This is a genomic window from Caballeronia sp. LZ028 (assembly GCF_031451415.1).
GTDB lineage: Bacteria > Pseudomonadota > Gammaproteobacteria > Burkholderiales > Burkholderiaceae > Caballeronia > Caballeronia zhejiangensis.
Genome location: NZ_JARUXN010000002.1, coordinates 18,013 through 31,576, shown reverse-complemented (window position 1 = coordinate 31,576; position 13,564 = coordinate 18,013). Strand labels below are relative to the sequence as shown.

At 61.9% G+C, this 13,564-nt stretch carries 10 protein-coding genes; 9 read left to right on the top strand and 1 reads right to left on the bottom strand.

Annotated features, from left to right (window positions below; genetic code table 11):
• Positions 1-64: 64 nt before the first annotated feature.
• Entirely contained in the window at positions 65-1,198 is a 1,134-nt protein-coding gene (locus QCE58_RS14800) for a glycosyltransferase (RefSeq protein ID WP_033536894.1), read from the bottom strand.
• 781 nt (positions 1,199-1,979) lie between these two features.
• On the opposite strand from QCE58_RS14800, the gene QCE58_RS14795 reads away from it, so the two are divergent.
• From QCE58_RS14795 to QCE58_RS14755, 9 genes are all read left to right on the top strand, one after another.
• Entirely contained in the window at positions 1,980-4,220 is a 2,241-nt protein-coding gene (locus QCE58_RS14795) for a polysaccharide biosynthesis tyrosine autokinase (protein WP_033536895.1), read from the top strand.
• Between the two features lie 94 nt (positions 4,221-4,314).
• Positions 4,315-5,592, top strand: coding sequence for a Vi polysaccharide biosynthesis UDP-N-acetylglucosamine C-6 dehydrogenase TviB (gene tviB / locus QCE58_RS14790; protein ID WP_008346170.1), 1,278 nt, complete (start codon positions 4,315-4,317; stop codon positions 5,590-5,592).
• 116 nt (positions 5,593-5,708) lie between these two features.
• On the top strand, positions 5,709-6,920 hold the full coding sequence (locus tag QCE58_RS14785) for a glycosyltransferase family 4 protein (RefSeq protein ID WP_008346171.1): 1,212 nt from the start codon (positions 5,709-5,711) through the stop codon (positions 6,918-6,920).
• Positions 6,913-7,983 carry an SDR family oxidoreductase gene (locus QCE58_RS14780; protein WP_250522411.1) on the top strand — a complete coding sequence of 357 codons (1,071 nt, stop codon included), beginning with the start codon at positions 6,913-6,915 and terminating at the stop codon, positions 7,981-7,983. The genes QCE58_RS14785 and QCE58_RS14780 overlap by 8 nt, the downstream gene beginning before the upstream one ends.
• Positions 7,980-9,146: a glycosyltransferase family 4 protein gene (locus QCE58_RS14775; RefSeq protein WP_250522412.1), complete on the top strand. Its 1,167-nt coding sequence runs from the start codon at positions 7,980-7,982 to the stop codon at positions 9,144-9,146. Before QCE58_RS14780 ends, QCE58_RS14775 begins: the two co-directional genes overlap by 4 nt.
• A gap of 13 nt (positions 9,147-9,159) precedes the next feature.
• Entirely contained in the window at positions 9,160-10,323 is a 1,164-nt protein-coding gene (locus QCE58_RS14770) for a glycosyltransferase family 4 protein (RefSeq protein ID WP_250522413.1), read from the top strand.
• On the top strand, positions 10,323-11,342 hold the full coding sequence (locus QCE58_RS14765) for a hypothetical protein (protein WP_008346179.1): 1,020 nt from the start codon (positions 10,323-10,325) through the stop codon (positions 11,340-11,342). Before QCE58_RS14770 ends, QCE58_RS14765 begins: the two co-directional genes overlap by 1 nt.
• A 47-nt stretch (positions 11,343-11,389) precedes the next feature.
• On the top strand, positions 11,390-12,496 hold the full coding sequence (locus QCE58_RS14760; RefSeq protein ID WP_235366307.1) for an EpsG family protein: 1,107 nt from the start codon (positions 11,390-11,392) through the stop codon (positions 12,494-12,496).
• A gap of 5 nt (positions 12,497-12,501) precedes the next feature.
• Entirely contained in the window at positions 12,502-13,512 is a 1,011-nt protein-coding gene (locus tag QCE58_RS14755; RefSeq protein WP_250522414.1) for a polysaccharide deacetylase family protein, read from the top strand.
• Positions 13,513-13,564: the final 52 nt, after the last annotated feature.

Genomic DNA, 13,564 nt, shown 5'->3' with positions numbered 1-13,564 from the left:
CTAAAAGGCCCCGGTCGATTCGACCGGGGCCTTTCGTGATTACGTTCCTACGAACTGCTCAGGATCACTTGTGATGTGTCGTCTGCTCGGCAACCGCGCTGGCAACGACGCTCCGCCGCTGACTGCCGAGGAGCCATCGCGGCGTCTTGAACCGCACGATCGCCGTGTAGAGCCAGACGTACGCCACCGCGAACACGACCGCCGTCACCGCGAGCACCACCGGGTTGTGCCAGAAGAGCGACGCGGGCACGATGCCGATCATGCTCAGCACCCACAGATACGGCGACGTGCGCGCGTTTCTGCGCTGACGCTGACGCGGGTCCGTCCCTTTGCGCACGACTCGCTTGAAGATGAGCGTGTGCAGATGGATGCCGTCGGGCGCGCCGACCGGACGCCCGCGCACGATCCGGCGGCGGTAGATCGAGAAGAGCGTTTCGAAAAGCGGATAAATCGCGACGACCATTGCATACCACGCACAGACGTTCGGATGCCGCGCGACCAGCAGCACGAGCAATTCGGCGATCGTGAAGCCGATGAAATACGCACCGCCGTCACCGAGAAAAATCGACGCAGCCGGATAGTTCCAGATCGCGAAGCCGCCGATCGCGCCGATCATCGTGAGCGCGGTGCTCATCACGAGCAGATCGCCGACTTCATGCGCGACATAGCCGATCGAACCGAAGATCAGAATCGCCACGACGGCGGCGAGTCCGTTGAAACCGTCGATGATATTGACCGCGTTGGTGAGTCCGGCGACCGCGAGCACGGTGAGTCCGATCGCAATGGGCGTGACGGCGAGGATCGGATCGACGAGCGGCAGATCCACACGGCCGACGACGCCGTTGAGAATGAACGCGCCGAGCAGCGCGGCCAGCATCGCGCTCAGGAGCCGCGCCCGCACGCTCACGCGCTTGGTCAGGTCTTCGATCACGCCGCTTCCGAATGCGGGCGCTGCGCAAAGCAGCAGCAAAAGGGACTCGTCGCGCGGATTGCCGCCGAAGATCGCGGCGATGGGAAACGTCACGCAGGCCGCGACCATCAATGCGATGCCGCCGACCCGCGGAACCGGATGAGAATGGTTCTTTTGAACCCCGTTCAAATCATGATCCAGGGAAAGCGCCCCGTAGCGTCCCGCGAATCGAACTATAAGTAGCGTCATGCAGAAAGAACTGATGAAGCCAAGCGCAAGGTTTAACATTTTTTTCACTCACGAAGAGGGCGCATCTCTTTTCGAATATCAATACCCGAAAGCCTATGGTAGGTACAACCCCTGCCATTGTCCACGCATTTATGGCGCTTTAATGTGTGAAACCGAGCCTACTGCGATTTTATTGGGGCTTCCCCCGATTATTCATACAAACCCGAAATTAATAGCGCGTTAAAACACGGATTTCATATAAAGGACTTAATGCGCGCTTTTGAAATTCGCGCCTTGTCCGTACGCAAGCCCACCTTCGCGCGCATATTCTTGTGAGGGCCGGTACGTTTTTCCCTGCGTCAGAGCGCAGCGGGCCGGCGCTGCCGGCACAACAGGCCCGACGAGCCCGTCCCGGCGGGCGAAAAAATGTCCGCAAATCGAACCCAGGCTAAACCGGTTTTCTTCATAGAATTAGCAGTTCGATTAATAGCGATTATATGTGCGGTGCCGCGCATACAACAAGGCGGCCTATGCTACTTTTCGATTTGCTCAAATGGCCCGCATACTCGTTAAATTCTTAAAAGCGGGAAAGCGAACACTCGGTCGCTCTGAAAGGTTCGATAAACAACAAAAATCGTCTGTGGGAATTTCTCTTTTTTTGGGTCGTGTGTTTCAATACGACTGCAATGCCGGGGCGGGATTTTAACGGCCCTGAATGCAGGCCTGAATTCAAGAATAAGGAAATGATGTTTGCGCCCTTAGGGGTGCGCCGCAGGTGTTTCGATCCGCATCCGGTGCGCTTGCCGCGCCGGTCCCATAAGAGCCTGTAACGAGACGTTCTATGAAAGTTAAAAATCAGGCGTCAGCCGTAATGGCCGAGAGCGAGAAAGAGATCGAGCTGACGTCGATTCTCGAAACGCTGGGCCGTCACTGGAAGATGATCGCGGCGACCGTGGCGGTCGTCTTCAGCATCGGGGTGGTGTACGCGTATTTCTCGGCCCCGATTTATCAGGCCGGCATGCTCGTCAGAGTCGACGACTCGAGCAATGGACAGCCGGCCGACTCACGCGACATGGTTCGGACCGCGGCCACGCTGTTCGATCAGCGTGCGACGGCCGAAGGCGAGATCCAGGTCATCGGATCGAAGTTCGTGCTCGGTCCCGTCGTCGATGCGCTCAAGCTGTACATCCAGGCAGCGCCGCATCGCTTCCCGATCATCGGGGGCATGGTCGCCCGCATGAACGATGAAACGTCGACTCCCGGTCTCTTCGGCCGCGGCGGTTACGCATGGGGCGCCGAATCGATCGACGTGTCCGCGTTCGACGTGCCGAAGAAATACGAAGGCAAGGAATACACGCTGCGCTATCTCGGCAACGGCCAGTATCAGGTGCGCGGCCCGGGCGTCGAAACGGGCGTCGGCGGCCAGGTCGGCAGCGTGCAGCGTTTCGACACCGACGCCGGTCCCATCTCGCTGCTCGTGGGCTTCATCCACGGCGAGAAGGGCGTCGAATTCGATCTGACGCGTAACTCGCGCGTGTCCGCTATCGATCGTCTGCAGAATTCGCTGGCGATCGCCGAGCAGGGCAACAAGTCGGGCGTCATCAGCACGACACTGGAAGGCAAGGACCCGGTGCTCGTGGCGGCGACGATCAACGAACTGTCGCGCATGTACGTGAAGCAGAACGCCGATCGTCGCGGGATCAACGCCGAGAAGTCGCTCGAATATCTCGAGCAGCAGCTTCCCGACGCCAAGCGTCAGATGGAAACGGCCGAAGACAACTACAACGCGTATCGCAACAGCCGCACGCTGTTCAATCCGGACGAAGAAGGCCGCATCGTGATGCAGCAGGCTTCGCAAGCGGATGCGCAGTTGCTCGACCTGAAGCGCCGTCGCGCCGACCTGGCCGTGCACTTCTCGCCCTCGCACCCGAGCGTGGTGGTGATCGACCAGCAGATCGCGGCGACCGAGAAGTACATCAACGACCTGGCAGCGCGCGTCAAGGCGATGCCGCAGGCCGAGCAGGGCGCGCTTCGTTTGCAACGCGACGTGCGCATGAGCACCGACGTCTATTCGGCATTGCGCAACAACATTGAAACGATGCGCCTCATCAAAGCCGGCCGCACGCCGACGGTGGAGCTGCTCGACCACGCCGAAGTGCCCGAGCGTCCCGTCAAGCCGGTCAAGGCGCTGGTGCTCGTGATCGCGGCTGGTATCGGTCTGTTCCTCGGCATCGTGATGGCGTTCGCTCGCGACTTCCTGTTCAAGGGCGTGCTCGATCCGAAGGAACTGGAATCGAAGACGGGTCTTTCGGTATTCGCGACGATTCCGGACAGCGAGCGTCAGAAGGAACTCGCGAAGCGCATCGCCGAAAAGAAGCCTGAACAGCTCGCGCTCGCCTCGCGTTACCCGACCGATCCGGCTGTGGAAGGCCTGCGCATGATGCGCTCGTCCCTGCAGTACGCGTTGATGGATGCGCCGAACAACGTCGTGATGCTCGCGGGTCCGCTGCCCGGCATCGGCAAGTCGTTCGTCTCCGCGAACCTGGCGACGCTGCTCGCCGCCGGCGGCAAGCGCGTGCTGCTCGTCGACTGCGACCTGCGCCGTGGCCACCTGAACCAGTACTTCGGCCTGCCGCGCGGCAAGGGTCTCGTGGATGTCGTGAACGGTTCGGCCACGCTCGAAGAGACCGTGCATCGCTCGGTGCTGAACAATCTCGACTTCGTCCAGTGTGGCTTCTATCCGCCGGACCCGGCCGAGCTGCTTTTGTCGGACGCATTCACGGAATCGGTGAATCGCGCATCGGCGGAATACGACATCGTGCTGCTCGACGCACCGGCCATTCTGGCGGTGTCCGACACGGCGATCATGGCGCCCGTCGCGGGCTCGATCTTCCTGGTTGCGCGTTATGGGGATACACGTTCCGGGGAAATCTCGGAGTCCGTGAAGCGGCTCGAACAATCGGGCGCAAGCGTCACCGGCGTGTTGCTCAACGGCTTCAAGGTGCACTACGGCAACTATGCCCAGGCGCGCCAGTACGGCGGCTACGCCTACGCTGCCTACAAGGCCGACAAGGAAGACTAGAGACTGACTCATCCGGCATTTGCTTCAGCTGGACCCCGAATCGAACAGCAGTACTAAATAAACGTCCTGAGTTGCATAACGAGGAGAAGTGAATATGTTCTCGCCGCAAGAGTTGAAACTCGGCATTGTCGGATTGGGCTACGTTGGCCTGCCGCTCGCCGTCGAATTTGGCAAGCGCCATCCCGTCGTGGGCTTCGATATCAATCGTGCGCGCATCAACGCGCTGCGCGAAGGGCGCGATGTCACGCTCGAAGTCGACGATGCCGAGCTGGCTTCCGCGACCTTCATGCAGTACAGCGCCGATGTAGAAGACCTGCGCAGCTGCACCGTGTTCATCGCGACCGTGCCGACACCGATCGATCACTACAAGCGTCCGGACCTGTCGCCGCTGATCGGCGCATCGACGACCATCGGCAGCGTGCTCAAGAAGGGCGACGTCGTCATCTATGAATCGACGGTTTATCCCGGCGCGACCGAAGAAGAGTGCGTCCCGGTGCTCGAAAAGATGTCGGGCCTGAAGTTCAACGAAGACTTCTTCGTCGGCTACAGCCCCGAGCGCATCAACCCGGGCGACAAGTCGCACCGCCTGCCGGACATCAAGAAGGTCACGTCCGGCTCGACGCCCGAAGTGGCCGATTTCGTCGACGAGCTCTATCGCGGCATCATCACGGCCGGCACGCACAAGGCGAGCAGCATCCGCGTCGCCGAAGCGGCCAAGGTTATCGAAAACACGCAGCGCGACGTGAACATTGCGCTGATCAATGAACTGTCGATCATCTTCAACAAGATGAACATCGACACCGAATCCGTGCTGCTCGCGGCCGGCACGAAATGGAACTTCATCCCGTTCCGCCCGGGCCTCGTCGGCGGCCACTGCATCGGCGTGGATCCGTATTACCTGACGCACAAGGCGCAGGCGATCGGCTATCACCCGGAGATCATCCTCGCCGGGCGCCGCCTGAACGACAGCATGGGCAACTATGTCGTCTCGCAGCTCGTGAAGACGATGACCAAGCGCGACATCGCCATTTCGGGCGCGCGCGTGCTCATCATGGGTCTCACGTTCAAGGAGAACTGCCCGGACCTGCGCAACACGCGCGTGGTCGACATCATCGCCGATCTCAAGGAGTACGGCGTCCAGGTCGACGTGTACGACCCGTGGGTCTCGAAGGAAGAGGCGCATCACGAGTACGGCATCGATCCGATCGATCAGCCCGCCAAGGGCGTCTACGATGCGGTCGTGCTCGCGGTGGCGCACAAGCAGTTCGCCGATGAAGGCGCGGAAGGCATTCACGCCTACGGCAAGTCGCAGCACGTGCTGTGCGACCTCAAGTACGTTCTGCCGCCCGAGGCGAGCGACATGCGTCTCTGAGGTTCGGTGGCATCGGCATTGACCGGTGCAGGCCGTCGCACAACATCGCCGCGGTTCGGCTCCCGGAATTTCGGGGGTTGCCCGCGGCGATGTCAACCGGACGTTCGGAGTTCGCAATGAAGATGCCCAAGGTAGTTCTGTACGCCAACACCGATTGGTATCTGTTTAATTTCCGGCTTTCGTTCGCTCGCAAACTGCGCGACGCGGGTTTCGAAGTCATTCTGTTGTCACCCGACGGCGAATACGGCCCGAAGCTGCGCGATCAGGGTTTTCGCTGGCATGCGGTGCCGATGAACCGGCGCAGTCTGAATCCGCTGCGCGAACTGGCGCTCGTGCTCTGGCTCGCGCGCTTCTTCCAGCGCGAAAAGCCGCAACTGGTGCACGGCTTCACGATCAAGAGCGCGGTGTACGGCTCGTTCGCGAGCAAGCTCGCAGGCGTGCCGGCGCGCGTGAACGCGGTCGCGGGGATGGGCTACGTCTTCACGAGCCGCGATCTGAAAGCGCGTATCTTGAAGCCGGTCGTGCGCACGGTGATGCGCTCGGCGCTGAACGGCCGCGACAGCATTCTCGTCCTGCAGAACCCGGACGACATCAAGCTGTTCGAAGCCGCGCGCATCGTCGAGAAGCAGTCGATTCGTCTGATCAAGGGATCGGGCGTCGATCTGACGCGCTTCAAGGTGCGCGAGGCGTCGCCGGACGATGCGGCCAAGCCGCTGCGCATTCTGCTGGCGGCGCGGCTCGTGTGGGACAAGGGCATCGAAGAATATGTGGAGGCGGCGCGCATGCTGCGCCGCGAGAATCGCACCGTGCGCTTCCTGCTCGCGGGTTCGCCCGACGACGGCAACCCGGCATCGGTGAGCACGGCGATGGTGCAGGGCTGGGTGAAGGAAGGGCTCGTCGAATGGCTCGGTCATGTGAGCGATATGCCGAAGCTCTTCACGGAAGTGGATGTGATGGTGCTGCCGAGCTATCGCGAAGGCTTGCCGAAAGCGCTGATCGAAGCCGCGGGCTGCGCGCTGCCGCTCATCACGACGGACGCGCCGGGCTGCCGCGAAGTGGTCAGCGAGTCGGGCGTGGATGGTTTGCAAGTGCCGGTGCGCGATGCACGCGCGCTCGCCGATGCGATCCGCCAGCTCGACGACGACCGCGCGCTCGCGAGAAAGCTGGGCCTCGCTGCGCGCGAGAAGGCACTGAAGAATTTCGACGAACGCATCGTCATCGAGAAGACGCTCGCCGTGTATCGCGAGCTGGTTCCCTCGATCGCGATCGAAGACGAGCGCCGCGAACACGCCGCGCCCGTCGGCAAATTTGGAGACTTTCATGTCTGATCGTTACGAATCGATCCGTCAACAACTGACGCGCACGCCGCAGAAGTGGCTCATTACCGGCGTCGCCGGGTTCATCGGCTCGAATCTGCTCGAAGCGCTGCTGAAACTCGACCAGGACGTCGTCGGGCTCGACAACTTCGCGACCGGGCATCAACGCAATCTCGATGAAGTGCACTCGCTCGTGACGCCCGCGCAATGGGCGCGCTTTCGCTTCATCGAAGGCGATATCCGCAATCTCGACGATTGCCGCACCGCGGTGACAGGCGTCGCGCACGTTCTGCACGAAGCGGCGCTCGGCTCGGTGCCGCGCTCCGTGAACGATCCGATCACGACGCACGAAGTCAACATCAGCGGCTTTCTGAACATGCTCGTCGCCGCGCGCGACGCGAAAGTCGAGAGCTTCACTTACGCCGCGTCGAGCTCGACGTATGGCGACCATCCGGGCCTGCCGAAAGTCGAGGATCGCATCGGCCAGCCGCTTTCGCCGTATGCGGTGACGAAGTACGCCAACGAGCTGTACGCTTCGGTCTTTGCGCGCACGTACGGGTTGAACGCCATCGGTCTGCGTTACTTCAACGTGTTCGGCAAGCGCCAGGATCCGGACGGCGCGTATGCGGCCGTGATCCCGAAGTGGACGGCCGCGCTCATCGACGACGAACAGGTGACGATCAACGGTGACGGCGAAACGAGCCGCGATTTCTGCTTCATCGACAACGTGGTGCAGATGAACATCCTCGCTGCGCTCTCCGAGCCGCAAGCGCGCAATCAGGTCTACAACGTCGCGGTCGGCGATCGCACGACGCTCAATCAGCTCTATGACGGCTTGAAGCGCGTGCTCGCGGACAACGGCGTCATCAACGAAGGCAGCCCGGTGTATGCGCCGTTCCGCGCGGGCGATGTGCGTCATTCGCAAGCGAACGTCGATAAGGCCGCGCAACTGCTCGGCTATGCGAGCGCCATTCCGCTCGCCGACGGACTCGCGATCGCGATGCCGTGGTACATCCGCTTTCTGTCGCAGCGCCGCGTGCCGGTCGAAGCCGAACTCGCGACGAGGCCCGCATGAAAATAGTCGTTTTCATCTACTCGATGCACGGCGGCGGCGCTGAACGCGTCACTGCCAATCTCGCGAACGAGTGGGCGGCGCTCGGCTGGGAAGTGACCGTCGTCACGCTGACAGCCGGTGAAGGCGATGTCTATCCGTTTCATCCGGGCGTGAAGCGCATCGAGCTGGGGCTCGCGGGCGGCGTCGAGGGCGGCGGCTTCGTGCGTACGCTGATGTCGAACGCGAAGCGCGTGCTCGCGTTCCGCAAGGTGTTGCGCGAGACGAAGCCTACTGTCGCGCTCGGCGTCATGGCGACGGCCAACGTGCTCGCCGTGCTTGCGGGCATCGGGCTGCCGTACAAGATCATCGCGAGCGAGCACACGCATCCGCCGCGCGCGCCGCTCACGCCGTTCTGGGAGCGTCTGCGGCTCTTGACGTATCGCTTCGCGGACAAGGTCGTCGCGCTCACCGACGAAACCCGCGACTGGATCGAAACGCATTGCCGCGCGACAGACGTCAAGGTGATTCCGCCGCCGTTCACGCTGCCTATCGCGCGAACGAATCCGATCATCGAGCCGAAAAGCGTCGTGAAGGACGGGCGCAAGTTGTTGCTCGCGGTCGGACGGCTCTCACCCGAAAAAGGTTTCGACAGCCTCATCGATGCGTTCAGGAAGATTGCCGGCGCGCTGCCGCAATGGGATCTGGTGATCGTCGGTGAAGGGCTTGCGCGTGCGAGTCTCGAACGCCGTGTCGAAGAGGCGAAGCTGCGCGGCCGCGTGTTTCTGCCTGGCCGCGCGGGCAACGTCGCGGACTGGTACGAGCGCGCCGATCTCTACGTGCTGAGTTCGCACTTCGAGGGCTTCTCGATGACGCTCGTCGAAGCGATGGCGAGCGGCTGCGCGGCCGTGAGCTACGACTGCGATTCGGGTCCGCGCGTGATCGTCACGCACGGCATGAACGGCCTGCTCGTGAACCCGGTCGGCGATGCGAGCGCGCTCGCGAAGTCGCTCGAATCGCTGATGAAGGACGACGCAGAACGTCATCGCATGGCGCTGTGCGCGACGTCGGTCAACGACACGTTCGCGTTGTCGAAGACCATCGCGCTATGGCAGGAAGTGTTCGAAGAGTCGGGCGTGAAGGTGCCGCGTCGTGCGGAACTTCACGCTCCCGCAGCCGGACGATGAGGAGCCACGACCGATGAAGATCATGCTCGTGGTCAGTTCGATGGGAAGCGGCGGCGCGGAGCGCGTCGCGGCCTCGCTCGTCAATGCGTGGGCGCAACGCGGCGATACGGTGACGCTCGTCATCACGTATAGCGGCCGTGGGGCGTGCTTTTATCCGCTCGCGCCGAACGTGCGCTGCGTCTTCCTCGCCGATCGCGTGAAGGCCGGCGCGCGCATGCTGCAATATCCCGCGCGCTTTCGCGCGCTGCGTGCGCTGATCCGCGAAAGCGCGCCCGATGTGGTCGTGTCGTTCCTCTCGAACGTGAACATCACGACGATTCTCGCGACGCGCGGCCTCGGCATTCCGGTGATCGCGAGCGAGCACATCGATCCGTCCGCCGACGGCCGTTCGCAGCTCATGAGCCAGATGTGCCGCTTCGTTTATCCGAGCGCGGACCTGCTCACGCTGCTCACGGACAACATGGAGGCATCGTTCAGGAAGATGGTGCCGCGCGTGAAGCGCATTGAAGTGGTGCCCAATCCGCTGCCGGACGAGTTGTTGCTGTTGCAGCCCGAAACCATCGAGAAGAGCGCGCGCAAGCGGCTCGTCGCGGTCGGGCGTCTCAACATGCAAAAACAGTTCGATCTGCTGATCGATGTATTCGCGACGCTCGCGCCCGAGTTTCCGGACTGGGATCTGTGGATCTGGGGCGAAGGCCCGGAGCGCGCGGTGCTCGAAGCGCAGGTCGCGCAACTGAAGATGAACGAGCGCGTGCTGATGCCCGGCAAGACGACGACGCCTTGGGAAGAGATGGCGCGCTCGGATGCGTTCGTGCTGTCGTCGCGCTACGAAGGTCTGCCGATGGCGATGCTCGAAGGCATGGCGCTCGGCCTCGCGACGGTCGCGTTCGACTGCAAGAGCGGCCCGCGCGAACTCACGCGCGACGGCCAGGACGGTCTGCTCGTGCCTGCCGGCGACAAGGCCGCTCTGATCGATGCGCTGCGCCGCGTGATGTCGGACGAAGCGTTGCGCGCCGAGCTCGGACGCAAGGCGGCGGCATCGGTACGGCAGCGTTATTCGTCGCCGGCGATCCTGCGTCAGTGGGACGCGATCTTCGCGCAACTCGGCGCACGCTCGCGCGGCGGCGAAGGCAAGAGCACGGCTTATGCGCGTGCGGTGACGGGAGAGAAAGCGTAATGGTCGACCGGCGACAAGTGATCCGCTCGCTGCTGATGGGCGCCGTCGCCAGTGGAGCGGGCGTCGCCGGCTTCGACGCGCGCGCGGCGCAGAAACGCGATGTCGTCACCGACAAGTCGTTCGGCGTGAAGGGCGACGGCAAGACGAACGATCGCATCGCGCTGCAGCGGGCCATCGATCAATCCGTCGATTCGACCTTGCTCATCACGGGCAAGTGCCGTATCGACGATAAAGGGCTCGACCTGCGGCGCGATAGTCACCTGCGCTTCGCACCGGGCGCGTCGATCAAGCTGCTGCCGCACGATACGTCGTTCTATTCGATCTTCCGCATCTGGGACGTGAGCAACGTGCTCGTCGAGAACGCGGTGCTCGACGGTAGCAAGGAGCTTAACGCCGCGAAACCGGCGCTGCGTGAAAACGGTCACGGCATGGGCTTTTCGATTGCGGGAAGCACGGAGGTGACGCTCATCTCGCCGAAGACGATCGGCTGCTGGGGCGATGGCATCTATATCGCCAACAGCTACAACGTCGCGTTTAAGTACAGCAGCGGTATTCGCGTGGTGAATCATCATGCGGACCGCTGCCGCAGACAAGGCGTGTCGATCATCAGCGGACGCAACATCGTGTTCGAGAATCCGCTGTGGGAGAACATCGGCGGCACGCAGCCGGAAGCGGGGCTCGACGCGGAGCCGAACAGCAACGCCGATATTCTCGAGAACATTCGCATCGTCAATCCGACGACGCGCAATTGCCGGTACGGGATCATCGTCTGGCTGGAGGAGATCGTCGGGCCGATGCCCAAGCATGTCGATATCGGCATCACGAATCATCGCGACGAAGGCGCGAGCGATGCCGCGTTCGCCGTGTCATCGCTCAAGCTGAATGGGCGCAAGGTGTCCGGGCAGATCGCGAGTCATTCGCCGACATGGGTGAGTCCGAAGATGTCGACAGTGGAAAGCATCGATTACGACAAGGCGGGACCGAAGATCATCGTCACCAACCTGAGGCTCGTGCCATGAAAGCCGCGCCCACACACAATAACTAAAGCGGAAAAAAGGCCAATACGATGCAAGCAACGACAATGAACAATACGGCGCAGCAAAGCGCACAGAGCGCGCAGAGCGAACCGATACGACGCATGACCGGATTCGCGTACTTCATGACGCCATCCGGCTGGGCGTTCCTTGTGCTCGCGGCCACGGCGCTCTCGATCGTCGCGTTCCGCGAGCGCAGCGTCGGCCTGATCTTCGACCAGGAAGCGTACATCCAGTACTTCCGCTCGACCGACTGGCACTGGCTTGTGCAGTTCTATCAGAACCGCGAGTCGGATATGGGCTTTCTCATCAGCCTTATCACGGAAGAACTGGGCTGGCGCTCGTGGGTCATCCTCCTCAATGCGTTCGGCGTGTCGCCCGAAGGCGGCATCCGCATTACGGTGGTGCTGCTTAACCTGGTCGTGATGTATTCGCTGTTGCAGACGCGCAGGCCGCTCATCGGTCTCGTTCTGTGGCTCGTGATTCCGTATGCGCTCGCTACGGTCGGTCTGTTCCAGATCCGCCAGGGCTTCGGTCTTGCCATCGCGATGCTCTTCGCGCTGCGCTTCAATAAGCCGACCATCGGCATGGGGCTCGCGAGCTTCGTGCACACGACCTTCGCGGTGCCTACAGCGTTCCTGATGACCGCCGGTTTCATCGGCGAGCAAAGGAAAGCGCGCGCGCTCGTCGCGGTGAGCGTGGTGGCGATCGTGCTTGCGTCGGCGGCGAAGTTTCTGTTTGCGACCTACGGCGGCCGTCGTATCGACGAGTACTCGGGCTATCAGGAAAACTTCACGATCAAGCTGCTGTCGCTGCTGCTGTTCTACACGATGGCATCGGTCATGGTGCTCTACTCGACGTGGCGCGCGCAGGATACGCAGCGTCAGCGCGCATTCACGCGGCTGTCGATCATGCATGTCGGACTCTTCGTGTATCTCGTCGTTGCGTTCTTCGTGTTTCCGTTCGCGAAGGGCCGCGTCTGGTATTGCGTGCCGCTGCTGCTGCCGTTCCTCGCGCCCGAGATCAAGTTCAAGAACGCGATGGTTCTGGTCATCACCTTCGGCGTGTTCGTGGCCGTCGCAGCCGACGCCACGAAGAGTTATTTCGAAGGCGTCTATCACTACTTCCTGATGCCCTGACGACGATGTCCTACTTCCTGATTTCGCTCGATTTCGAACTGATGTGGGGCGTGCGCGACCATCGCTCGATCGCCACATACGGAAAGAACATTCTCGGCGTGCGCGAGGCGATTCCGGCGATGCTCGACATGTTCACGAAGTATCGCGTGAAGGCGACGTGGGCGACGGTCGGCATGCTGCTGTTCGATAACAAAAAGGACCTGCTCGCGAATCTGCCCGACGTCCGGCCGACTTATACCGATACGAAGCTGAGTCCATACGCCAACGGTTATCTCGATTCGATCGGCGATAACGAAAATAGCGATCCGTACCACTATGGTCTGTCGCTCGCGCGTCGGATCGTCGATACCGAAGGCAGCGAGCTCGCGAGCCATACGTTCTGCCATTACTACGCACTCGAAGCAGGGCAAAACAAGGCGCAGTTCGCCGCCGACATGGAAGCATCCGTCGCATCGATCCGGCGTCTCGCCGATCCGCCCGCGAGCATCGTGTTTCCGCGCAATCAGGTGAACAACGCGTATCTGTCGGTGTGCGCGGAGCAAGGGCTCGTCGCGTATCGCGGCACGGAGCGCAGCTGGATGTATCGCGAAACCTCGCGCGCCGATGAAGCGGCGATGCGCCGCGCGGCGCGTCTCGTCGATACGTACATCAATATCTCAGGCGATCACGCGTTCGATCCGCGCCCGGCTCGCGGACTCATCGACGTGCGTTCGAGCCGCTTCCTGCGTCCATATGCGCGCAACAAGCGCGCGCTCGAATGGCTGCGCATCCATCGGATCAAGCAGTCGATGACGTCGGCGGCGCGCACGGGGCGTTCGTTCCACTTGTGGTGGCATCCGCATAACTTCGGTGCGAATCTGGCCGAGAACCTCGGCGTCCTCGAAGCGGTGCTGAACCATCACGTGTACTTGAGAGAGACCTACGGCATGCAGCCCGCGACCATGGCGGAAGTCGCGCGGGCGACGCAATCGGAAGAAAGCCGGCTTGCGGAGATGGAATTCGGTTTGTTCGTATGACGAAGTAATCAGGAAAGACAAGACGCTAGAAAATAACCCGCACCGCGGGCGC